Annotated in this window: 23 protein-coding genes and 1 other RNA gene; 4 read left to right on the top strand and 20 right to left on the bottom strand. The window is 40.1% G+C overall.

From position 1 onward, the window contains the following. Nucleotides 1-105 precede the first annotated feature (105 nt). Nucleotides 106-1,236, top strand: coding sequence for a sporulation integral membrane protein YtvI (ytvI, locus tag BK583_RS10545; RefSeq protein ID WP_038485659.1), 1,131 nt, complete (start codon nt 106-108; stop codon nt 1,234-1,236). 42 nt (nt 1,237-1,278) lie between these two features. Here ytvI and BK583_RS10540 read toward each other — a convergent pair whose 3' ends face one another. The 7 genes from BK583_RS10540 to fadH all read right to left on the bottom strand — a co-directional run bounded on the left by BK583_RS10540 (nt 1,279) and on the right by fadH (nt 10,537). Further along, nucleotides 1,279-1,833, bottom strand: coding sequence for a TraR/DksA family transcriptional regulator (locus BK583_RS10540; RefSeq protein ID WP_241741929.1), 555 nt, complete (start codon nt 1,831-1,833; stop codon nt 1,279-1,281). Nucleotides 1,834-1,930: 97 nt separating this feature from the next. Beyond that, nucleotides 1,931-4,369, bottom strand: a complete 2,439-nt coding sequence (parC, locus tag BK583_RS10535) for a DNA topoisomerase IV subunit A (protein ID WP_038479999.1) — start codon at nt 4,367-4,369, stop codon at nt 1,931-1,933. Next, nucleotides 4,370-6,337, bottom strand: a complete 1,968-nt coding sequence (gene parE / locus BK583_RS10530; RefSeq protein ID WP_038480002.1) for a DNA topoisomerase IV subunit B — start codon at nt 6,335-6,337, stop codon at nt 4,370-4,372. Nucleotides 6,338-6,534: 197 nt separating this feature from the next. Beyond that, a complete protein-coding gene (locus BK583_RS10525; protein ID WP_055737703.1) occupies nt 6,535-6,942 on the bottom strand; it encodes a CoA-binding protein in 408 nt (135 codons plus the stop codon). Nucleotides 6,943-6,959: 17 nt separating this feature from the next. Beyond that, the gene (locus BK583_RS10520) at nt 6,960-8,513 is read right to left on the bottom strand and encodes an ABC transporter permease/substrate-binding protein (protein WP_055737702.1); all 1,554 of its coding nucleotides are present in this window, start codon (nt 8,511-8,513) and stop codon (nt 6,960-6,962) included. Nucleotides 8,514-8,584: 71 nt separating this feature from the next. Next, entirely contained in the window at nt 8,585-9,640 is a 1,056-nt protein-coding gene (locus BK583_RS10515; RefSeq protein WP_055737701.1) for an ABC transporter ATP-binding protein, read from the bottom strand. A gap of 105 nt (nt 9,641-9,745) precedes the next feature. Next, a complete protein-coding gene (fadH, locus tag BK583_RS10510) occupies nt 9,746-10,537 on the bottom strand; it encodes a 2,4-dienoyl-CoA reductase (protein WP_055737700.1) in 792 nt (263 codons plus the stop codon). Nucleotides 10,538-10,773: 236 nt separating this feature from the next. Between fadH and BK583_RS10505 the strand changes: the two genes are divergently transcribed. Both BK583_RS10505 and BK583_RS10500 read left to right on the top strand, forming a co-directional pair. Then, nucleotides 10,774-11,841 carry a tyrosine-type recombinase/integrase gene (locus BK583_RS10505; protein WP_055737699.1) on the top strand — a complete coding sequence of 356 codons (1,068 nt, stop codon included), beginning with the start codon at nt 10,774-10,776 and terminating at the stop codon, nt 11,839-11,841. A gap of 197 nt (nt 11,842-12,038) precedes the next feature. Further along, nucleotides 12,039-12,638: a hypothetical protein gene (locus BK583_RS10500; protein WP_038480017.1), complete on the top strand. Its 600-nt coding sequence runs from the start codon at nt 12,039-12,041 to the stop codon at nt 12,636-12,638. Between the two features lie 50 nt (nt 12,639-12,688). On the opposite strand, the gene BK583_RS10495 is transcribed toward BK583_RS10500, so the two are convergent. Next, nucleotides 12,689-14,185, bottom strand: a complete 1,497-nt coding sequence (locus BK583_RS10495; RefSeq protein ID WP_055737698.1) for a carboxypeptidase M32 — start codon at nt 14,183-14,185, stop codon at nt 12,689-12,691. A gap of 108 nt (nt 14,186-14,293) precedes the next feature. Here BK583_RS10495 and BK583_RS10490 point away from each other — a divergent pair, with 108 nt between their 5' ends. Continuing rightward, a complete protein-coding gene (locus BK583_RS10490) occupies nt 14,294-14,611 on the top strand; it encodes an iron-sulfur cluster biosynthesis family protein (RefSeq protein WP_055737697.1) in 318 nt (105 codons plus the stop codon). Between the two features lie 22 nt (nt 14,612-14,633). Here BK583_RS10490 and BK583_RS10485 read toward each other — a convergent pair whose 3' ends face one another. The 12 genes from BK583_RS10485 to BK583_RS10430 form a co-directional block, all read right to left on the bottom strand. Beyond that, nucleotides 14,634-14,897, bottom strand: coding sequence for a DUF2564 family protein (locus tag BK583_RS10485; RefSeq protein WP_055737696.1), 264 nt, complete (start codon nt 14,895-14,897; stop codon nt 14,634-14,636). Nucleotides 14,898-14,978: 81 nt separating this feature from the next. Continuing rightward, nucleotides 14,979-16,439 (bottom strand): gluconokinase, encoded by a 1,461-nt coding sequence (locus tag BK583_RS10480; protein ID WP_055737695.1) that lies wholly within the window; start codon nt 16,437-16,439, stop codon nt 14,979-14,981. 16 nt (nt 16,440-16,455) lie between these two features. Further along, nucleotides 16,456-16,743 carry a hypothetical protein gene (locus tag BK583_RS10475; RefSeq protein ID WP_038480032.1) on the bottom strand — a complete coding sequence of 96 codons (288 nt, stop codon included), beginning with the start codon at nt 16,741-16,743 and terminating at the stop codon, nt 16,456-16,458. Nucleotides 16,744-16,938: 195 nt separating this feature from the next. Further along, the gene (locus tag BK583_RS10470) at nt 16,939-18,075 is read right to left on the bottom strand and encodes a THUMP domain-containing class I SAM-dependent RNA methyltransferase (protein WP_038480035.1); all 1,137 of its coding nucleotides are present in this window, start codon (nt 18,073-18,075) and stop codon (nt 16,939-16,941) included. 18 nt (nt 18,076-18,093) lie between these two features. Next, nucleotides 18,094-18,351, bottom strand: coding sequence for a hypothetical protein (locus BK583_RS10465; RefSeq protein ID WP_038480038.1), 258 nt, complete (start codon nt 18,349-18,351; stop codon nt 18,094-18,096). Between the two features lie 100 nt (nt 18,352-18,451). Further along, nucleotides 18,452-18,826, bottom strand: an RNA gene (rnpB, locus tag BK583_RS10460) — RNase P RNA component class B. Between the two features lie 48 nt (nt 18,827-18,874). Further along, nucleotides 18,875-19,288, bottom strand: coding sequence for a ribonuclease HI family protein (locus BK583_RS10455; protein ID WP_038480041.1), 414 nt, complete (start codon nt 19,286-19,288; stop codon nt 18,875-18,877). Next, nucleotides 19,285-19,599, bottom strand: a complete 315-nt coding sequence (gene gpsB / locus BK583_RS10450) for a cell division regulator GpsB (protein WP_055737694.1) — start codon at nt 19,597-19,599, stop codon at nt 19,285-19,287. Before gpsB ends, BK583_RS10455 begins: the two co-directional genes overlap by 4 nt. A 101-nt stretch (nt 19,600-19,700) precedes the next feature. Continuing rightward, nucleotides 19,701-20,237 carry an SLOG family protein gene (locus tag BK583_RS10445; RefSeq protein ID WP_139366182.1) on the bottom strand — a complete coding sequence of 179 codons (537 nt, stop codon included), beginning with the start codon at nt 20,235-20,237 and terminating at the stop codon, nt 19,701-19,703. A gap of 51 nt (nt 20,238-20,288) precedes the next feature. After that, a complete protein-coding gene (locus BK583_RS10440; protein WP_078440116.1) occupies nt 20,289-20,759 on the bottom strand; it encodes a spore coat protein in 471 nt (156 codons plus the stop codon). A gap of 175 nt (nt 20,760-20,934) precedes the next feature. Beyond that, entirely contained in the window at nt 20,935-22,146 is a 1,212-nt protein-coding gene (locus tag BK583_RS10435; RefSeq protein ID WP_055737693.1) for a ribonuclease H-like domain-containing protein, read from the bottom strand. Between the two features lie 51 nt (nt 22,147-22,197). After that, nucleotides 22,198-24,438 (bottom strand): DEAD/DEAH box helicase, encoded by a 2,241-nt coding sequence (locus tag BK583_RS10430; RefSeq protein ID WP_055737692.1) that lies wholly within the window; start codon nt 24,436-24,438, stop codon nt 22,198-22,200. Nucleotides 24,439-24,546: the final 108 nt, after the last annotated feature.

Raw genomic sequence — 24,546 nt, 5'->3', positions numbered from 1 at the left:
CGTGCGGTGTTTTGCTTACCTGTCTGGATTTGACAGTAAAATAAGCACTCTTATACAATAAAGGATAGAAAGAAAGCTTACACGATGTTGGAAGAAGGTGTGTCTTTGTCTAAAGAAGTTGGTTGGATGGCGTTACGAACACTCATCATCATCCTATTTCTTATACTTTTTGGTTGGCTTGTTGCTAGAGTCTTTTCACTTACATATCCATTCTGGTTTGCGGCTTTGTTTGCATGGATGCTCCAGCCTGTAGCACGATTTTTTCAGTATAAGTTGAAATTTAACAAAGGGTTTGCCAGTCTATTTGGTTTACTTGGCGGCATATTAGCGATAAGTGCTGTTTTAACTGGTATTGTTTTTCTTGTTTACTTTAGCTTGCGTGAGTTTTTTGAACAAGTCCCTATGTGGATAGAAGAAGGGGCCGCTAAAATTCAGCTTTACTTTAACGAGACCATTTTGCCATTATGGCATGAATTTCTTCGCACAATCGATCAGTTTGATTCAGGCGGCACAAGCCCACTATCAGAGGGGATAAATCAGCTTGGAACGTCGATTAGCAATATTGTTGGTAACATCGGACAGGCTGCTTTAGATGTGGTAGCCAATATCTTAATTGGTTTGCCTAGTTTTCTTGTTGCGTTTCTATTTATCATCTTAAGTATTTATTTCATGGGGAAAAGCTGGAGTTTTTATCAGTCTGTTTACGATCGACATGTTCCTCGTAAAGTTCGTTCTAAAGGGAAAGAATTTGTCCAAGCGACTCGTATTCGTTTGTTTGGCTTTATACGTGCTCAACTAATATTAATGGTTGTTACCGCGTTAATTGTTTTTATTGGCTTGCTCATTCTTAATGTTGAAAATGCATGGATGCTAGCCATTGTTGTAGGGATTGCAGAGTTACTTCCTTATCTTGGAACAGGCACTATTTTAATCCCGTGGTTCATTTACCTATTTGTAACAGGAGATATGTCTGGTGGCCTTGGTATTGCGATTCTCTATGTCATTATCGTGATCGTTCGTCAAATGCTTGAGCCAAAAGTTCTTTCTTCCAATATGAACTTAAATCCAGTTGCTGTACTCATTTCACTTTTTGCAGGATTACAATTGTTCGGCGCTTTTGGTCTGTTCTTAGGTCCTGTTTTGCTGGTGCTCATCGTTATTTTAAATGACATTGGCTTTTTCCGCACCGTCATTTACTTTATACGGTTTGGTTTTGAGGATACTAATAGTAAGTAAATAAAAAACCTCTATTCGTTGAAGAACGAATAGAGGTTTTAACTATTGATTGCTTTGTTCATCTGTTTTCTCATCATAATGATGTTCTGCATCGACTTCACTAGAATGTTCGTCGGCATCTTGCTCTCTGGCTAATTCTCTAGTGGTCTCTGTGTCACGATCCAGTTGCGCATGATGCAAACCAACAGCACGATCTTCTTCACTACTATCCGCAAAAGGCTCTTCCGCTTCTTCTTGAGCTTCTGTTGTACGTTTCGCATACGGCAATGCTTCTAATCGCTCATATGGAATTTCCTTGCCTGTATCAATACAAGTACCGTAGCTACCATCTTCCATTCGCTCCAAAGCTTCATTAATTTCGGCTAATCGATGTTCATCGGCTTCATTGATGGTTTGTGTTCGTACTCGATCCTCATATTCTGACGCTGTTTCTGCTAAGTGATTGTCTACTCCGCGAGCAATATCGCCTCTCATTTCTGACATTTCCCCTTCAGGTGTAGACGTTCGCTTCTCTATTGACTCTTTCATCGAATGTAATTCTTTTTTCAAATAGTTTAATTGATCCTTTGTTAATGACATCATCGTTCCTCCAATCATTCGTTATCCTACTCTTTCCCTTACAATGCGCACTTTAAACAGGTACAAGGAAAACAAATAAGCACTGCTACCCTTAAAGCGATAGCAGTGCTATGTTTTATTCGTGATCGGTGGTGTCCACGACCACTTTTAATTGTCGCGCTTTCCCGCGATCGTTTTCATCAAATGCATAGGATCCATTCGAATAGCGATCCGCTTTTCGATACTTAGTCGGATCAACAAAAATCTGTTCATCTTGATCGGTTTCTACTAAAAACAACGTTGTGTCCGGAGTGATTTTTTTAAACCCAACAAGGCGGTGGGGATTTGATTTCAACTCACGAAGTAAAACCGATCCACGTTTATTTCGACTTGATTTTTCAAATTCAGTAATGGCCATTCGTTTAACAGAGCCACGCTGCGTGACACAGAGGAATTCGACTGTATCTTCTAATTCGAAAGTTTCAAAGCCAACGACGTAGTCCCCAGGCTTAATGTTCATCCCTTTTACACCTGCTGCGCGTTGACCAACGAGGGAGATATCATTTTCTGAGAACCAGAGCCCATAGCCAAAATGTGTGGCAGCAAATAACTCTTTTTTTCCATTCGTTTTTTCAACTGATACGAGAGAATCGTCTTCTTTTATCTTTAAAGCCATTAGTGGTTTAGAGTTACGTTGTGCTTGATAAAGCTTTAACTCGGTCCGTTTGATCATCCCGTTTCGGGTCATAAACAAAAGTGACTCATCAGTATCAAAAGAAGAGATAACAAGGGTTGTTACTAATTCGTCATCAGAATCGATGGGAATGATGTTGGCGATATGCTGACCATCATCCTTCCAGCGAATATCTGGCAGCTGATGAATCGGTAAGTACAAGTAGTTTCCCTTCTTTGTAAAAAGAAGAAGGACGTCAGTGGTGGACGCAACAAGAGATTGAAGCACTGTATCACCGGCTTTCATTCCAGGAGCATCTTTACTAGATGCTGTGTACGAACGAATACTCGTTCGTTTGACGTAGCCTGCGTGAGTAATCGTCACACGTACATCTTCTGTTGCCACCAGTTGATCCATATTGATCTTTAACTCTTCTATTTCTTCCTTAATGACCGTTCGTCTTTCAGAATGAAACTGTTTTTTTACTTGGACTAATTCTTTTTTTATAACTTGAATGAGCTTTTTTTCACTTGCTAGTATGGCTTCTAATTCCGCAATTCGCTTTTTCAGTTCGTCCGCTTCTTTTTCAAGGGTCGTAATATCCGTGTTTGTTAAACGATACAATTGCAAGTTTACAATTGCTTCAGACTGAGGCTCTGTAAACGCAAATTGTTCTTGCAAATTAAGTTTTGCGTCTTTTTTATCTTTTGAACCGCGAATCACAGCAATCACTTCATCAAGAATGGAAACTGCTTTTATTAACCCCTCAACAATATGAGCACGCTCTTGCGCTTTTTTAAGCTCAAACTGTGATTTTCTTGTGAAAACATCTTTTTGATGATCAATATAAGCTTGAAGAAGCGCTTTTAACCCCATCAATTGTGGTGTTTTATTATAAATGGCAACCATATTAAAATGGTACATCACCTGCAAATCAGTATGTTTAAACAAATAGTTTAAAATAGCATTTGCTTCTGCATCTTTTTTTAATTCTACGACAATGCGCATTCCAGTCCGATCAGTATCATCACGCACTTCTGCAATCCCATCTACTTTTTTATCAAAGCGGATTTCGTCCATTTTCTTTACGAGGTTTGCTTTTACTACTTCATAAGGGAGCTCCGTTATAACAATTTGCGTTCTTCCACCTCGAACTTCTTCAAATGCTGTTTTCGCTCGTACGACAACTTTTCCCTTGCCTGTCTCGTACGCCTTCCGAATTCCATCTAAGCCTTGAACGATACCGCCAGTTGGGAAATCTGGCCCTTTTATAATGGTTAGAAGTTCATCAATGGTTGTTGACGGTTTTTCCATTAAACGAACGGCACCATCAATGATTTCAGGTAAGTGATGAGGTGGAATATCGGTTGCATAACCTGCAGAGATACCCGTAGAACCGTTAACCAGCAAGTTTGGATACATGGCTGGCAATACAACAGGTTCTTCTATGGAGTCATCGAAGTTCGGAATGTAATCAACCGTTCCTTTATCCAAATCACGCATAAGCTCAGCACTTATCTTCGAAAGCCTTGCTTCGGTATAACGCATCGCAGCTGGAGGGTCGCCATCAATCGATCCATTGTTTCCATGCATATCAATTAAAAGCTGACGTACTTTCCATTCTTGACTCATCCGTACCATGGCATCATAAACAGAACTATCACCGTGTGGGTGATAGTTTCCGATCACGTTCCCAACGGTTTTCGCTGCTTTACGATACGGTTTGTCGGCCGTATTACCATCTGTGTACATGGCGTACAAGATACGTCGTTGTACCGGTTTTAATCCATCTCGCGCATCAGGAAGTGCACGTTCTTGAATAATGTATTTACTATAGCGACTAAATCGATCTCCTATGACATCTTCTAAGGGGAGATCAAGATACTTTTCTGCTTTTGCCAATTAGGATTCCTCCCCTACATGAAGGTTTTCATTTTCTAGGATGTTTGTTTCTTCCTCTAAACCAAATGCTACATGGCTCTCAATCCACTTTCTACGTGGTTCCACTTTGTCACCCATTAACGTAGCCACATGCTTTTCTGCTCGCGCGGCATCTTCTAATCGAACTCGGATAAGGGTCCTCGTTTCAGGGTCCATCGTTGTCTCCCAAAGCTGAGTAGCGTTCATTTCACCTAATCCTTTGTACCGTTGTACGGTTGATCCTTTTCCAATTGCTTTTAATGCTTGTTGAAGTTCCGTCTCTTCCCACGCATACTGGACTTTTTCTTTTGCTCCTGAGCCTTTACTTACTTTATAAAGCGGTGGTAAGGCAATATAAATCTTACCAGCGTCAATTAGTGGTTTCATATAGCGATAGAAAAAGGTTAATAATAGCACTTGAATATGGGCACCATCTGTATCCGCATCGGTCATAATGACCACTTTGTCATAGTTGCAGTCAGATAAATCAAAATCTGCTCCAACGCCAGCTCCGATCGTATGAATGATCGTCCGAATCTCTTCATTCTTCATAATATCATCGAGCTTTGCTTTTTCAGTGTTAATGACTTTCCCGCGTAACGGAAGAACCGCTTGGAATTTCCGATCTCGTCCTTGCTTCGCAGAACCACCAGCAGAGTCTCCCTCTACTAAATACAGTTCGTTTCGGTCTGGGTTGCGGGACTGAGCAGGTGTTAGTTTTCCGCTTAATAGAACGTCTTTCCGTTTATTTTTTTTGCCATTTCTCGCGTCTTCCCGGGCTTTTCGGGCTGCTTCTCGGGCTTGAGCGGCTTTAATTGATTTCTTAATTAAGGTTGTAGCGACCATTGGATTTTCTTCTAAGTAGTACGAGAGCTTTTCGGATATGATTGCATCAACAGCTGAGCGTGCTTCAGCAGTACCGAGTTTGCTTTTAGTCTGTCCCTCAAACTGAAGTTTTGCTTCTGGAACGCGAACCGATATAACGGCTGTAAAGCCTTCACGAATGTCAGAGCCATCAAGCTTTTTGTCTTTTTCTTTTAACAAGCCGACTTTTTTAGCATGCTCATTCATCATTCGAGTAACTGCCGTTTTCGCTCCTAGCTCATGAGTTCCGCCATCCCGTGTACGAACATTATTTACAAACGAGAGCACATTTTCCGTATAAGCGTCATGAAACTGAAACGAGAAGTCCATTTCAATCTCGTTTGCTTGACCTGAAAATGATACAACTGGATGGAGAGGTTCTTTCCCTTCATTTAAATAGTCAACAAAAGCTTCCAGTCCGGTCTCAAACTGAAAGAGCTCTTCCATTTCCTTGCCTGGTCGTTCGTCTTTTAACGTAATTGCGACACCTCTTAATAAAAACGCGGCTTCTCGTAAACGTTCCGACAAGGTTTCTGTATTAAAATTCACCGTAGAAAAGATCGAGTCGTCTGGCATAAAACGAACGAGCGTACCTGCACCTCTCGTCTTTCCCTTCTTCTCAAGGGTCGTTACTGGCTTACCACCGTCTTCAAATCGCTGGGTATAGCGATAGCCGTCACGCTTAATGTCGACTTCTAGCCACGACGAGAGCGCATTCACAACAGAAGCGCCAACACCATGTAACCCTCCGCTTGTAGCATAACCACCTTGCCCAAACTTCCCCCCTGCGTGTAATACGGTAAAAATGACCTCAGGTGTCGGTTTACCAGAGCGGTGCATCCCGACAGGCATTCCTCTTCCCTCGTCTTGAATGGAGACACTACCATCTTTATGAATGGTTACATAAATTGAAGCACCGTGACCTCCTAACGCTTCATCGACTGCGTTGTCGACAATTTCATATACAAGATGATGCAAACCACGGGTATCTGTAGAACCAATATACATTCCTGGTCGCTTCCGAACGGCTTCTAACCCCTCTAGTACCTGAATGGAATCATCATTATAGTCATGTTGTTTTGCCATTCCGTTCCCCTTCCTAATACCCTTACACACATAAGTACAAGTGTTCTGTTAAAAGAATATACTCCATCTTTATTTTAGTCAATGTTTTCCTTGATGCAACAGTTTTTTCTAATAAAACCTTATCATGCCTGTTTCGTCTCTGCAAATTTTTCCACAAAAAAGACCGTACTGCTCACGTTTGCAGTACGGAAATAGCCTTATTTAAATTTAGCGTGCTCTACTTTAATACAGCGATCCATAATGGTTTCGACATGATTTTCTTGTAAAAACGAATAGGCTTCTTCGCTCACAACACCAAGCTGTGACCAGAAGATAGGGATACCTGCTTGTACGGTTTCTTTTGCAAGCTCGGGTAAGAATTCGCTTCTACGAAATATATTTACCATATCTACCTCTTGATCTAAATCCGAGATGGAAGCATATGATTTTTCTCCTAAAACGGTGTCCACATTTGGATTGATTGGAATGATTGTGTACCCTGCGTCTTGCATTGCTTTAGAAACCATGTAGCTTGTTCGATCTGGGTTATTTGAAAGCCCAACTACAGCAATACGTTTTTTTGTATGAAGAATTTCTTTTATTCGTTGATCTGATGGATTTTTCATCGTTCATTCTCTCCTTTTTAATTGGTAAGTAGTCCTTTTTCGTTTAAAAAGTCACGAGCCACTGCGGCTGGATCTTCGTCATTAATATCAACGCGATAATTCAACTCAGAAATTTCATCTTCTGAGCCTATTCCTGCTAATTGGTTTAAAATGGCTTCAAGTTCTGGGTATTCACTTATAGCATGATTGCTTACCAGCGGAGCTGCTTGATAAGGTGGAAACAATGTTGCATCATCTTCTAACACAACCATATCGTACTCGACAATTTGTGGATCTGTTGAGAACACGTCACTTAATTGAATACTACCATTGGAAATGGCTTGATACCGAGTGGACACATCAATCGTTGTTACGTTGCTAAACGAAAAGCCATACACATCCTCAAATCCAGCATACCCATCTTCTCGATCGGCAAACTCAAATGTAAAACCAGCTTCTAGCTCGTTTGCATAAGGTTCTAAATCCGATATTGTCTCTACTTCAAGCTCCTCGGCTAATGCTCTAGGCATGGCAATGGCATACGTATTTTGAAAACCCATTGGTTCTAGCAGCGTGTGCCCTAATTGTTCGTACATTTCGTCTCGTGCTTGTTCAAAAGACTCCCGTTCATCATAGCTAAAGTTCTCAATGTTTAATAAATCAGCCAATACAGTCCCTGTAAATTCAGGATAGATGGCGATATCACCAACTTCTAATGCATTAAAGTTTACACTTGTTGTGCCCAGTGGTGCAATGACTTCGACTTCTAAATCGGTTTCTTGTTCAATTAACTCTTTATACATATTGGCTAAGATAGGTGGTTCCGGCCCCATTTTCCCGCCAATAACGATATCTGCTTGGCCAACACCTCGTACTGCATTGACAGTTGGAGGGATAGTCACGATAAGGAGGGCAATTAACACAACCGCTAACATAGGCTTATAGGATCCTGTTCCCTTTTTCTCCGAACGTCGCTCCGTAAAGCGTAAAACAAAATCAAAAAAGAGCGCGAGCAGCGTAGCAGGTAGTGCGCCAAATAAAATGTATTCGTTACTCGTTCGTTGAATACCAAGCATAATAATTTGTCCAAGTCCTCCTCCTCCAACGAGAGCAGCGAGGGTGGCTGTTCCAACTATTAAGACCATGGAGGTACGAATACCTGCCATAACCGTAGGCATAGCAAGGGGTAACTCTACTTTTAATAAACGTTTACGAGAATTCATTCCCATCCCTCTTGCTGCCTCCACAAGCGCAGGATCCACTTCTTTTATTCCTGTGTATGTATTTCGAAGGACAGGCAAAAGCGCGTAAGCCGTTAACGCTATAATGGCAGGCGTTGTTCCGATTCCAACAAATAAAACAAGAAACCCGAGTAACGCAAGCGAAGGAATGGTTTGCAAAACAGCAGCGATGCCAATAACATACTCAGAATAGCGTGTATAGCGGGTAAGTACAATTCCAATTGGTATGGCAATCGCTACAGCAATAAGTAATGAGATAAGAGATAACTGTAAATGCTCCCAAAACGATTGCAATAATAAATCTGAACGTTCTTCAAAAAGTGTAAAATAAGATGACCAAAAAGATTCCATAACAAAATAAGTGCAATCGAACGTGTATCACGCACCCTGACGATTCACTTTTCCTTTCCATTACATTAGGGTTATGCGTGATGTAGTGCCGGTTGAATAGCTAACTTAGCAAGATTTTGATAAGAAACAACGCCTATACATTTATCGCCCTTTATAACAGGGAGCGCCGGAAATGGACATTGTTCTAACTGATGGTACGTTTGTTCAAGAGTATCGCTATCATTAATGGTTTGATAGTGTTCAATGGATTTTCCAAGATACTGTACATCTTTTAGCTGATTATCGTTCGAAAGAACAAATTGTAGCTCGTTCTTGGACTGATGTTCTCCTGATGTCACATACTCACTATCTTCAATAGGAGTAAGAATCGAGCCAACGGTTGGCATTGATGTTTGCTCTACTCCATCGGAATGGCGTAAGAAGCGGGTGACTGATGGAGAAGCTGGATTTTCTATCAATTCTTGTACTGTGCCAATTTGGAGCACATGTCCGTCTTCCATCATCCCAATGCGATCTCCTAAGAACTTTGCTTCCTCCATGTCATGGGTAACGAATACAATGGTTTTTTTAATATTTTGTTGTAGTGCCTTAATGTCTTTTTGCAGCGAAGCTCTTGCTACTGGATCGAGCGCACTAAACGGTTCATCCATTAATAAAATGTCAGGGTCTGCTGCTAGAGCTCGAGCTACTCCTACTCGCTGTTGTTGACCTCCAGACAAATCCGTTGGTAATCGATGCCGGTAAATTTCTGGGTCTAGTCCTACTAACGATAATAGTTCGTCAACCCTAGCATTTGTTTTGTCTCGATCCCAACCTTTTAATTCTGGGACAATAGCTATGTTAGCAGCAACGGTCATATGCGGAAACAACGCTATTTGTTGAAGTACGTAGCCAATGTTCCATCGCAATTGATCGATATTGACTTTGCTCGTATTGACATCATTAATGAATAATTCTCCTGCTGTAGGCGGGATTAAACGATTAATCATTTTTAATGTTGTTGTTTTCCCACAGCCACTCGGTCCAATTAAAACAAAGAACTCACCTTTATCAATTGTGAAATTGGCGTTTGCTACCGCTTTTGTTCCGTCTTCGTACTGCTTTGATACTTGCTTAAATGTGATCAACTCTTTCGCCACTCCTTCTATACAAAAACGCTCTTTATTCATACCCGTTATTGTGCCTATTTTAACCTGAATCGCATAAAAAAAACACGCGATAAGAAACGCGTGTTATTGTTGAAATGCGGCCGCTCCTGTTAAGAAGCCTGATTGACCAATTGATTGACCACCGTCAATAGTAATGCATGTACCATTAATATACGAGCCCTCTGTTGAAAGAAGATAATGGGCAAGACGAGCTACCTCTTCTCCTTTGCCAAACCGTTTCATCGGAATGCTCCTTAATGCCATCTGATGAGCTTTTTCACTTTGAATTAGCTTGTCTACACCGCCTGTGTCCTCAATTGGTCCAGGGGCAATAGCATTGACGCGTATACCATAGGACGCACCCCATTCCACCGCAAGTGTTTTTGTCATGGCAAGTACCCCTGCTTTTGCACTCGCAGAATGAACAACACCAGGTCCACCTGTATCAGCATACGTTGCCACAATATTAACCATTGCGCCTGCTTGCTTTTCTTGAATCCATCGCTTCGCAACCGTTTGAGTCATATGCCATGTACCATTTAAGACGATGTCAATAACCGAATGCCAACCATTTTCAGTTAAGTCTTCAGATGGACAAAGGAAATTTCCAGCAGCATTATTGACAACAGCTGTAATCGGGCCCACTGTTTCGTACACGTCGTTGACCATTGCTTCTATATCCCCTCGATTTCGAATATCTAAAGCAAAGGTCGTAATTTGCTCAGGAAATGTTTCTAATTCCTGTTTCGTTTGAATTAATCGTTCTTCGTTACGTGCACAAACAACAACTCGAGCACCAGCATTTGCAAAATGTCGTACCATCGCTTTACCCATACCGCTACTACCGCCAGTGACAACAATGATCTCTTCCTTCATCTGCTTTTCCCTCCAACCTCATAGCAAGCCGTTCTCCTCCTCTTTATTATGCAAAAATTCACGTCGTAATGAAAGGGTTTACACAATAAAAATCTAGTTGTTCTTTCATTTAATCTACATTGCGCTGAGCAACAAGGTTATCCAAACCAGCTTTTTTCATTGCAAAATAAACGTTCCATGAAATAATCATTTCACAGAACGTTTATTTTGCGGTAAACTACTAAAGAGGTGATCCAATGTCAATCTTTGCGAAAATTAATCAGCATCAACGTTCACATGAAAAGCAACAACATCCTATTGAAAAGCAGCCCTACCGTCGACTTGACGACTTGCCTGTTTTTATCCAGACGTACATTCAACACATCCGTTCTCTTGGATACAGCCAAGGGACCATTCAACGCTACATTTATGATTTCCTTGATTTCTTTCACTTTGTTGAACGTCAAAGTGGAGAAGAATCGTTTAGAGCTAAAGACAGTACCCTCTCCGATTTTTCACAACTTAACCAACAAGGAATTGAAAACTATGTTCATTATTTAGCAATGGAATTGGAAAATGAAGCAAAGACAATTAATCGAAAGTTATCAGCCCTTCAATCATTATTTCATTATTTAATGAAACAATATCATTTAAAAGAAAACCCTGTTCAAGCGGTCACAAGACCAAAAGTAAAAAAAAGAGAGCCTGTTTATTTATCGATTGAAGAAATGAAAGCTGTTATGGCGCTAACTCTTAATGATGAGGGCTTAACCTTACGCCAAAAAAAGTACCACCGTTTATTAGCTTTACGAGACTTAACGGCTATTACTCTACTCGTTCGCACGGGTTTGCGTGTATCAGAACTAGCATCTTTAAAGCGTTCACAGCTTCATATTGATCGAAAAGAAATACAGGTACTTGGTAAGGGCAACAAACAACGAACCATCCCACTTACAGAAGAGGTGCTTGATGTTATTCAACACTATATTCAGTCTTTACCTGATACGATTCAACCGAAACAAGACAATACTCTGTTAGTCGGTTTTGACTTTCGGACGATGACGTATACGCACTCGATCAGCGTTAGCGCCCTTCAGAAAATGATTCAACGTCTGTTTGAACGGGCTAAAAAAGTCATACCATCTCTCCAAAATCGTACGATCACTGCACATAAGCTTCGCCACAGCTTTGCGACGGCCTTAATTCGAAACGGAGTAAATGTGTTAACGTTACAGCAACTTCTTGGTCATGAGTCTGTTGCTACCACTCAAGTGTATGCACACGTTGATTACGAAGCGAAAATAAAAGCAATTCAATCATGGTAAAAAGATCGAATTGCTTCACCTTGTTTTGTTTACATAATATGTATTACGTTAATCATTATTTTTACACATTTCCTCATGATTTTCCCTTGCCAAATTCTAAGAAAATATGTATAGTCTTCCTCTTCTCGGATAAACTACAAGCAAATTACGACACAACCGCTAGAAATACTGTTTAAGCGAGCAAAGGAGTGAGATTCATGTTTTCGTTTTTCATTCATTCATTTACCTCCATTTTTTCTGTCACTTATCCCATCTTTTTTAACCATATGAGCAAGCCAAAAAAAACGATTGAAGGCGAAGAATTTGTATCTGGAACAGTCTTATTTACAGTTGCAATTAGTATCTTCATTCTTTTGGTCGGTCAAGTCGCCTTTTCTTGGACATATATCCCGATTGGATTCATGCAAATACTTGGAGGCGTCGTTATTCTATCTATAGCGATTACATTAATGCGTAAAAAAAGTCCCGTCACCTTAAGCTGGAATGAATGGTTTGGTATGGATTCTTTTGAGATTGGGTTTACTCGAATGAAAGACATGTTCCGCCCTGTGAAGGAGCTAACTTCAGATCAACCCAAATCGGCAACCGCTTATGTGACTTACCTTGCTTTCTTTATTGTTTACTGTGTCGCTTACTCTGTACATCTGCTCGTTTGTTGGATATACGGCCAAATGAATACCCGTTCTTTATTCTTTCTCACCAAATTTACTGGGCTTCTGTTAACATTTTTTGCTCTGGAGATGCTGCTATTCGGTTTTATGGATGTCATTCAATTAATTGATCAACGTGCATCTTAATTCATAGAAGAAGGGTAACTGGCCATTGATAGCCAATTACCCTTCTTCTCTTATAGTTGATACAAGCGTGTATATTTTTCTGTTAAATAGTGAATCAATGGCTGTGGGTCGATCCCGCCACCAGTCATTGCTGCGATTAATTCTTTCGGTTTTTTCACAGCGCCATACTGATGGATTTGTTCTGTTAGCCACTCTCTAATCGGTTCAAGATTTTCAGAACGGATGAGATCGTCAACATCTGGAATCTCTTTTCTTATTACTTGATTGATTTGAGCCGCGTAAATGAACCCTAGTGCATAGGAAGGGAAGTAGCCAAAGTCTCCTGATGACCAATGAACATCTTGTAGTACCCCTTCTCCATTATGATCTGGTCGAATACCAAGATACTCTTCCATTTTGTCATTCCAAAGCTTTGGTAGTTCATCCACTTCAATCGTTCCTTCAAATAATCCTTTTTCCAATTCGTAACGAAGAATAATATGTAAGCAGTAAGTAAGCTCATCTGCTTCAATTCGAATCAATGATGGCTTTGCTTCGTTTAGTGCAAAGTAAAAATCGTCTAATGGAACCTGATCAAATTGACCTGTTCCATGAGCTGCTAGTTCTTTGTACATCACTTCCCAAAACGAATACGATTGACCAATAAATTTTTCCCAAAAAAGGGATTGAGACTCATGAATCCCCATTGAAGTCCCTCTTGCAAGGTTGTACGGGATAAGATTCTCATCAATATGCTGCTCGTAAAGTGCGTGTCCGCCTTCATGGATCGTTCCTAGTAATGCAACCCGGAAATCGTTTTCATTGTACTTTGTTGTTACCCGCACATCTGAAGGATTTATACCAATGGCAAATGGATGAACGCTCTCATCTAAGCGTCCTTTTGTAAAGTCATAGCCCATTGTTTTAAGGAACGAAATGCTTAATTTCTCTTGATCACTTTTTGGAAAGTGCTTAAATAGACATGTGGTTTCTGGTTGATGCTTTGAAGCAGAAACACGTTGAATAAGTGGAATAAGGTGGCTTTTCAACTCTGAGAAGACCGCATCTAGTGTATCTGTAAAAACCCCAGGTTCAAAATCATCTAAAAGTGTATTATAAGGATGCTTTTCATACCCCAAATAAGTAATAAAACGTTTTTTAAACGCTACTAATTCTTTTAAGTACGGTTTGAAAATATCAAAATCATTTTCTCTCTTTGCTTCTTCCCATTTTGCTTCTGCATTCGTCTGTAATCTCACAAATGCCGCATATTCATCAGCTGGAATTTTTGTGTTACGATTGTATGCTTTTTCTGCCTCTTCGACTGCTCGGTTTAACACAGCTGAATGATCCTTCTTGGTTTTCAATTCGTCGATAAGCTCTTTTAATTCAGGAGATGTCGTCATTGAAAAGATGTCGCTTGAAATTGTGCTCATTACATCTGCTCTCTGCTCTACTGCCCCTGTAGGTGCACCAGTCCGAGCATCCCATATCATCAAACCTACTAATTGCTCATAGTGGTTTTTTCGTTTTAAATAATCAGTAAATTTTTCTTCTGCTTGTTTCATATTGGTTCGCCACCTTTCATTCTCAGCATACTAGCATATACGAGTTTAAACAACACCTAAGATGAAAAGAAGCTTCATATGATACACTAGTTCTGTAGGAGTGATGAAATGAATGTACTAATAACGAAAGAAGCTGTTCAATTTTATCGTCAAGAAATGCATTTAGTAGATGGCGATGAGCTTCGATTATTTGTTCGTGTTGGTGGTGTTGGTTCTGGTGGTTTCTCTGTTGGTGTTACAAGAGAAATAGAAGGTTTTGATTACGAAACCATTCAGCAAGAAGGCATTTTATTTTACGTATCAAAAGATGATTTATGGTACATTGATGGCATGCACATTGACTATAATGACGACTTAGATATGGTTTTGTTTAAACAGGGTAAATTTGACAATCTTGACCATCCATTATTTATAGAAAAAACGTGAGCCAACAAAGGCTCACGTTTTCTTAACGATAGTCATCTTGTGCCTCTTCTAATTGGTGAGTGGCTTGGTCTAAAAGTGCAGAAGAATGGGCGAAAAAGGCTTCATCTATATTTCCTTGATAAGCAAGTGCTTGTTTAAATTGTGCTTCAGCTTGCTCAAGAGCTGCTGTTGCTGCTTGTAATTGCTCACTATCCATACTATGAGTTGCTTGGCCAACCATATGTTGTGCAGCTTTTATCGCCAGTTCAATTTGTTCTAAATTTTTGTAACCATCTTCATAACTCATTATGTAACCTCCCTTTTTGCTTTACTATTTACAAAAAAGGTAAGCTTTATACTTAGTTTACATAATAAAATTATGGTTAACTTAATTGTCAACGACTAATTCTGGAAATACTGGCTCTAACTGATTGTAAAGGACTTGATACAGTTCACATTTTTTCTTATACACATGATAGTCTCGATTATTTGGTTCAAATTGAGCCATAAATGTTTGTTCGCCCTGTTCCAAGTCATTATGAGCTAGTCGAATGGCACCTAATGATGACGCATGATGTGTTTCTTGGATTCGAACAGTCTTACCTGAAATGTCAGCGAGTAGTTGAACCCACTGCTTAGACCTTGCGAAACCTCCTGATGCATGAATTCGCTTAATTGACCCGACAGACTCCTCTAACGATGTTAAGACAGATTGTAAACTATAAAGAATTCCCTCAAGAACGGCTCGACTAAAATGCGCTCGATTATGAGTTCGTCTCATGCCGATAAACGCCCCACTTGCTTCACCATTCCAATACGGTGCACGCTCTCCATTAATAAAAGGTAAAAAGAGTAGTCCTTCCGCACCTGGCTTAACTGTGAAGGCCTCTTCAATAATCTCACTTACAGTGGCTCCTTTCGCAAAATGCTCGATATACCAAGTCAGTGCAATGCCGCCATTGTTTGTTGCTCCGCCGGCGATCCATGTAGACTCATTTAAAACATAGCAAAACGTACGCATAGCGCTATCCGTTAACGGTTCTTTAATCGTCACTCTTACTGCCCCACTTGTTCCTATTGTCAGTGTGGCAACCTGGTCTAATAAACCTCCTGCTCCAACATTTGCGAGCACACCATCACTAGCACCGATATGGTATATACAATTGTGCGAGAAAGAAAACGCCTGCATGACGTTTGTTGGTGTTGTAAAGCAATAATCGGTTCCAACCACCGTTGATAATTTTTCTGTGGTTATGTGCAAGAATGCTAGAATACTATCGTCCCAATCTTTTGTTTTTAAGTTATATAGCCCTGTGCTACTTGCAATCGATTGATCAACAACGTATTCTCCAAATAAATCAAAGCATATAAACTCTTTAATTGATATAAATTTATTTGCTTGCGTATAGAGATCTGGCCAATTCTCTTCCATCCATTTCATTTTTCCGATCCATGACATAGGATGAATGGGTGTGCCGGTTTTTTCATAGAATTGCTTTCCCTGATCGGTTTCTTTTAACATCGTTGTGATTGATTGAGCACGAGTATCTGCCCATGTTAGTAACTGTGTTAATGGGCGGCCCTCTTCATCAACCGCCACTAATGAATGCATGGCGGCTGAGAAAGATATCGTTGTTACGTTTTTAGATTCAATACTTGTTTGCCCCAATAATTGTTGCAAACTATGTAAAACAGCATCACGAATGACAATTGGATCTTGTTCTGCATAAGATGGTTTTTCTTGGAGTAATGGATAAGCCGTTTCGTGATCAGCTTTATAACGGTAGTCTTTTGAAAATAAAACAACTTTAGCACTTGTGGTACCAATATCAATGGCAATGGAATACATGTTCAGTCTCCTCACATTAAAGCATCCGTTTTGCCCCTAAGTCATAAAACCATTTTGAATCACCACTTTCCAGCGCAACATGCTGCAATGCGTGATAATCTATATCTTCTAAATGACTTTCCACAGGGATGATGTCTTTGTAGTATATTAAAATCGGTTCTTTTGATCGTCTCTTGTCTATTGTATAAAAAAAATACGTTTGATACATACCCTCACGGCAAATACAGGCAGGATTTTTTTCGATCCAACCGAGTACGTGCTGAATGCCTCTTTGAAGATAGATCCATGTACCGTCATTGACCATGTCTACACCTCTTTATTGTTAGTGTATCTTTTATTTTTTATTTTATGTGTATCAATACGGTAAGTGAAATTATATGATGGTTAAGCACTCGTTCACTCGAAAAAGGCGAAAAATCTGATGATCTGTCATCAGTCTCTTCGCCTTTTACTCACATGTATGTGCCCATTTAATGGCCTATTTTTCACACGCTTTTTTTTATGCTCTTGGAGGTCTAGGACCGAAAAATTGATAGTAGTCGGTTTTTATATTGCCATTGTATAATTTACGCTTCTTACTTGCCTGCTTGCCGTACAAGGCTTCAAAACCCTCATGAGAAGTCAATACATATACTGACCATGTCTCAAACGACTTCATTACCTGACCCATGTCTCTGTACATCTCTTCTACCTCAGCTTGTTCACCAATTCGTTCTCCATATGGTGGATTAGCAACAAGAACACCGTACTGAGCACGATGGCTAAAGTCTCGAATTTGCATCTGCTTAAAGGAAATAAGATCGGCAAATCCTGCCTCTGCTGCATTGTTTTTCGCAAGTTCAATAGAGCGATGATCAATATCTGATCCAACAATATCGAGGGCTTGATCATACTTTGCTAAATCTTCTACTTCTTGACGAGCACGGTCCCATTTTTCTTGACCAATCCAATGCCACTGTTCTGATACAAAGTCTCGATTAAACCCAGGTGCGATATTTTGTCCAATAAGCGCTGCTTCGATAGCAAGGGTTCCAGATCCGCAAAATGGATCAGCAAATGGGCGATCCACATTCCACGTTGTGAGCTGAACCATTGCAGCCGCTAGTGTCTCTTTTAACGGAGCTTGATTATGTAAGGCCCTGTATCCTCTTTGATGTAATCCGACGCCACTAGAATCAATAGTTAGCTGCGCTTGGTCTTTTAATAAAGCTACTTCAATTCGATACAGAGGTCCATCTTCATCAAACCAGCCACGTTTGTACTGTTTTTTTAAGCTTTCAACAACCGCTTTTTTCACAATAGCTTGGCAATCGGAAACACTAAACAACGTTGATTTAACTGAGCGTCCGATAACAGGGAATTCTGCATGGGGAGGCAATAGGTCCGCCCACGGCAATGCTTTCGTTTTCTCAAACAGTTCATCAAACGTGAACGCTTTAAATGAACCGACAAGAATTTTTATTCGATCTGCCGTTCTTAACCATAAATTTGCACGTGGAATGGCGTCAACAGTTGATGTAAATACGACTCGTCCATTTTCAACTGTAACGTCTTCGTAGCCAAGTGCTTTTACTTCTCTTGCACAGATTGCCTCTAATCCCATCGTCGTTGTTGCAATTAATGTTACTTTATTCATTCTGTTCACTCCTTATTGTTACAGTAAGTAGCCCCCACCTTGTGTTTCAGCAATAAACGCACCAACAATGGCGACTAAACCAAATATAAGGGCAAGTAAAGTAGCTAGACGTTTGGCTGAACGGTGATAAAGAAATACTGCAAGCATATATAATGCAAATACGGCTATTAGAAAAATGCCCCCTAAACCAATTAAATACCCTTGAATGGCAAATCCAATTACATTTAAAAGAAATAACACGGCTCCAAGCCCGTACATTACCTTTGCTTGTGACATGACAATCCCTCTTTTCTTGTCTTTTTTGTTAGTGTACCAGAAACAAAATAAAAAAACCCTCAAAAGGGTTTTTACTCGTTTATAAATCCATCTGCATGCCAGTCATAAGCCATGTTCTGTTCTTTTGTACTGCAAACGGTGATGAACCTCGTACTCCAGTAACAACCATCTATCTACGAATAATCGTCCTTATAGCTCCGTTCATTTTCGGACTATAAAATGCCCCTACCATTGTTTGGGTTTCTCGCTCGTGGGGTTTACCTCGTTCCACTCTACTCGTTTCCAAGTAGACTCCGTCACTGTGGCACTTTCAAAGAGTGTATCCCATGTCGTTAACGATTTAGGGAAGCCTCTTGCCGTCAGTTATCACTAACTGCCCTAGCTTATGAATTGGCTAGGCACGATCACTACCGGCGTCGCAGCCAGTGCGAGCATGGACTTTCCTCTACACTAAGTGCAGCGGTTGTTTCATGACATGCTCATTCATAAACGACTTGTTCATTATAGCGTACAATGTAACAGATTACAATGCTTCTTTAAAGATTCGCTTTGGCTCACGAATGGCTAATCGAGCTAACTCGTCCGCTTTTTTATTTTGCTTACTCGGAACCCATTTAATAAAAAACAAATCAAATGCCTCTATAAGCTCCTGTGCTTTCTTCACATACGGATCGAATTGCTTTCGCTTCACATAACGCTTTTCAATTGCTTCGCTCACTAAACGAGAATCGGTTTGGACGAGTAAATGGCCTAACTGCTTTTGCTTAGCAATTGTCAGGGCAACGATAAACGCTTCAAATTCCGCTTCATGATTGTTGTGCAATCCTATATGGTAGCGAAATTCTTCCGTCTGTCCGTTATCAAATACAAGTAAGATCCCTATACCAGAAGGGCCCGGGTCTCCTGCGCTAGCTCCATCAATTGACATTCGGTTCATTCGTACATTTTGCTCCCGAAGACTTTTTTCTCTAAATTAGAAAGACGCTGTAAAATATCATAATTTGTACTCCCTGCTGATTGAGGTGCACTTTGATTTCGAGTAGGTCGATCTGTTTGTCGCTTCATTTCCTGTCTAAGTTCTTCATTTTCTTTCAATAATTGATCGACTCTGCGTTGATATGCTTCGTAGTCTTGAATGACAACATCTAAAAATTTGTCTACTTCATCTTGATTATACCCTCTCATGCCAGTCTTGAAATCTTTATCTAGAATTTCCTTGGCATTTAACTTAATCTCCACTGAACTCATTTCTATCACCTCATGTTCAATTCCCGTTACATCCTATTCTTCCAAAAGTCTGCTATAAAGTCAATTTAAACCCGGTGCTTTTGTTATTTTTAAGAAATCTACTAAAAATCATCTAATGCTTCCCTTCTTGCTTCTTCTATTTCTTCTGGGGAGATAATAAAAATAGGCTTGTCCATTGATCGAGCAACTTTTATATAAAAAAGAGGTGAGCCTTCCTTCTCCTCATCAAACAATACGAGCAAACCATCTGTTTTCTGCACTAAAAAATCGTTTTTTACTTTTAATTGCATGGGGTTTTCATAAGGTCGCTTCGAAATTGAATCAACAAAGTCTGCTTTACTCACTCGCTCATGGTAGAGCTCCTTCAATCGCTCATTCCATTTTGATTCTTGTTCTTCAAATGGCGTTAATAGCCCTAATTGTATGTGAGTATAGATTTCCTTTAATTCGTCGACAACATCCATTGCCCATTGTTCAACACCTAGCTGACCACTCGTAATAAACCAAGTTGCGCCTTCTTCAATAAGTGCTATCATTCTTTTCTTTAAAACAAACTTAATCCATTTAATCCCTTCATGAGACTCATTAAACACGCCAAGCTCATGCATTTTATAGCCTGTGACGAGGACAGCATTCACGTTTGATCCTCTCCTAAAAAAGAAAGCGAGCTTTTTGCTCGCTCCTTAAGATTATTTCTTAAAGCCGCTATATGGCGATACATTAGACGGCTTCATGTTTGTTGGTGCTGTGTTTGTCGGTTTTACGTTGTTTGTTGGTTTCATGTTGTTCGCTGGTGCAACATTATTCATTGGTGCCATATTGTTCGGCTTCATATTCGCTGGAGATACATTTGATGGCATATTGTTCATTGGCTTCTCGCAATATTGTTCATTCATAACATTCTCTTGCACGCTGTCAGTGTGCGGGTAATGATGAACGTGCTTATAAACGTGATTTTTCACGTGAGTAGTGTGTGTAGGATGAATTTCAGGAACAATATACTCTTGCGTGCTTTCTACTACATTATGCTGAGTTGGATGAACAACTGCTGGTAGCTCTTGTGAACATGTCGGCATCGTCATATTCGGCTTATGATTTCCACCACATGGATCACACATTGGTCTTGGGGGGCAACAGTGATTTGGTCTTTTATGAAACATAGTTAAAGTCCTCCTTTAATTTTAAGTCACTATTACCTTATGTATCTCCCCACCCACGTGTACTAGTTGATTAACCCAATTTTAGGTGTTTTATCATTGTCCGATGAATAAAGTCGATTTATCTGTTATTCCTCGCGATAAACGTCGACTTATGCGCTTCCCCAGGAAATAATGATTATTTCCGCTTTAAACGATGAATTCTTTTAAGTGCCTGCAGGCGCTCTTTCTCTACAGTTGCAAACGATAACGCTTGATTCGCATACGTGCATGCCTTTGTGAAATCTTTTAAGTAATGTTCATACATAAGCGCTAATTCAATCGCACTTTTAAAACGAAACGTGTCAACCTTAAGGGCTTCTTTGAAATCTTCAATCGCTTGTTTATATAATTTCTTTTTCTTAAAGACGTAGCCTCGATAGAAATAAGCTTCGGCCTTTGCACTACCCTGCTCCTGCAGATGATGAATGCTACTTGTTAACATAGTCGTAGCCATTTCTAACTCCCCATTCAGTTGATGCCATTTTGCTAGTTCCAATCTCTCATTAAGAGAAGTCCGCTCTTCCCATTTAATAACGGTTTCTGTTATTTGAGCATAGAGAGCAATTAACGAAAGTACATCTTGCTCATGATGCTCAAATACACTCGCTATTAGAGCAGGATCTTGTTCCCGAACGAAATCAAAATAGAATAATGGCACGAGATGAGACGGAGTATCCTCATCTCTCCTAATCCCAAGCTTCTCTTCTTCTAATATGCTCAGTTTGCATGACGGTAGTTCATTCTTCCACAATCGTCTTGCGCTGTGAAGCAAATCAAAATGACCAAACTGAGGTAATTGTGGAACTGTTTCTCTTAAATAAGCATGACGTGTCTTTAAGCGTGGCCAATCAAATGCTTTACCATTAAAACTAACAAGGTGTTCCAACTGACCAACATCTTTCAAAAAAAAGTGATATAAAGCAGACTCTGCGTCTGGAGATGGTAGTAGGTATTGACGAACCACCACTTCATGTTCTTCAAAACAAGCAAAACCAAGTAAAAACATTTGCGTCCCTGCCCCTGCGCTTAAACCAGTTGTTTCAGTATCAAAGAAGATTAGTTTATTTATCGGAACAGACCTTCTTGAAAGCGGATGAGAAAACGATTGGTTGTCCCATTGCATAAGGTCGTCTCTATATGTGCGGAAGGTTTTAAAACCATACTGTGTATCAAGCGAATGTCTTACTTCACGAATATAGCAAACGTGCTCATCAAATGTATGGGCTACAGTAGCAAGTGATGCCCAGCTCTTCGAAGTTGAATGATTCGCTTCATGTTGTTCAATCACAGGCTTTGTTTCTTGTTTCATATGGACTTCCATTCGTTTTAACTTTGCTTTTAGTGACATAAATTCTCCTTTCTTTTTTAAGTACGGTATGTGAAATTATGAGACTCTTCTTTACAAATCGCTTATGATTGTCATCATTTTTTTCTTAAATCGTCTGTCTTCTTTTACCTCTCCAACACATGCTGGACACCCTTGTTCGCACAAACAACTTGTAATGAGCTTACTCATATGATTTAAAATTGTATCAAGACGGTCATATACTTCTTTAGCAAGTCCAATACCTCCTGGATACGCGTCATAAATAAACACAGTCGGTTTTCCTGATACATCTGCTTTCACTTGTGGGGTTACATGAATATCACTTCGTTCACACATTAGATGGAGAGGTGCAACATGATGGAGCAACGTTGCAAAGCTCATCAGGATATCTTCTATCTCTTTAGGTTCAGCAAATTCTGCTGGAAACGTTAGCCACACTCCGTTCGTGTGCATCTCTTCTTCAGGTAAGTGGACAGGGCCAGAACCAACGTTCTCCATCGTTGTTAACCGAATTTTTTTAAAGATCGTGACTTTCCCTGTCACAGATACATCTCCATAGGAAAGCTGTGCCAATCCTCGCTGGCTAGATGCATCCTCTTCTAAAATAGTTAAAGAGACGGCTAAGTTGGCATCCGTAAAATAATCAACCTTTACTTCTCTCACGAACGCTTTCTTTTCATCCCAATCCAAATATTCTACTTGAAACTGAATGCCTTGATGCAGATAAATGGCTTCGTCGTGTAATAATGTCATGGCACTAAACCGATCCATTTCCCCAATTACTTTATGAGTTGTTATATCACTTTGATCAATAATCACAACATTTTCTTGAGAGGCAGAACGTAGACTTATCCCATGGGCAGGAAAAGCATCACTCATCCAGTACCAGCGATCTTTCTTTTGTAGAAGCACTTGCTTTTCAGTTAAATAGGTTAAATAGTCGTCGACTACTTCACCTAAAAATGAATCCCCAACTTGAAATGGCAGTTCATAAGCTGCACACTTTAAATGATCTAAATAAATGATCAAATTTAAAGGATTTACTCGTGCTGTCTCTGGGTTACGATTAAAAAAGTATTCTGGATGGTTTATAATATATTGATCAATTGGTGAAGACGACGCGACCATAATAATTGCCGCTTCATTTTGTCTTCTGCCAGCTCGACCAGCTTGCTGCCAGGCGCTCGCTATTGAACCTGGATACCCGGTCAAGATACATACTTCGAGTTGACCAATATCCACACCTAACTCAAGAGCATTTGTGGAAACGACACCAATGATTTCACCACTACGAAGCCCTTTTTCAATCGCTCGTCGCTGATTAGGTAAATAGCCACCACGATAACCAGCAATGGTTTTTTTTCCGAACGTATGCTTAATCATTTGCTGTAACTTTGTTAAGATGAGTTCTACTCTTACTCGACTTCTAGCAAATAGAATGGTCTGAATCCCTTCACGGAGAAACCCTTCTGCTAATTCTTGTGCTGAACGCATCGCACTTTGCCTAATTTGCAATGGTTCGTTAACGACTGGAGGGTTGTAAAACAGAAAATGTTTTTTTCCAGAAGGTGCACCATTCTGATTAATAACGTGAAACGATTCACGAACTAATGTTTCAGCTAATTCCTTTGGATTGGCTATCGTTGCGGATGTACATATAAAAGTTGGATTCGAACCGTAGTACGCACAAATTCGTTTCAGTCGCCCAATAACATTTGCTACGTGGCTTCCAAATACTCCTCTATAAGTATGGAGCTCATCAATGACGATATAATCTAAGCGTTCAAAAAAAGCAACCCATTTCGTATGATGAGGCAAAATCGCTGAATGGAGCATGTCGGGATTTGTTATAACAACATTGCCCGACTGTCGCACATTTGAACGAATCTGGGGCGCTGTGTCACCGTCATAGGTATGACACTTTAGTGAAACCCCAACATCACCAATCATTTCATTTAATTCTGCCATTTGGTCTTGTGCCAACGCTTTTGTTGGGAATAAGTAAAGAGCACGGCTAGACGAGTCCTTTAAAAAAGATGTCAACACCGGAAGATGGTAGCAGAGTGACTTTCCAGATGCAGTCGGTGTCACAGTAACAAAATGGTCTCCTTTCCGGCTGCACTCAAGAGCCTCCTTTTGGTGACTATAAAGTTCACTAATTCCTCGTTTACGCAAGCCATGGCAAATACGCATATCAAGCCACTCAGGAAACGGCTCTGTTTTTGCATCTTTTGCCTCTATTTCATGCCAATATGTGATCTGTTTATCTTGCTTTAATCCCTGTAATTTTTGTTGTAATGTTTTTTTAAACATGATCCACCTCAAAAACGTCTTCTTTCTCTATTTTAGCGAATGGTTGTTCTGTTGGCTACTAGCAATTTATCACTCTATTTTTTCTGAACTAGTGTAAATGGTTTTTCT

The sequence above is a fragment of the Shouchella oshimensis genome (assembly GCF_002019765.1).
In the GTDB taxonomy this organism is placed as follows: Bacteria; Bacillota; Bacilli; order Bacillales; family Bacillaceae_D; genus Shouchella; species Shouchella oshimensis.
This window is presented reverse-complemented; position numbering and strand designations above follow the sequence as displayed.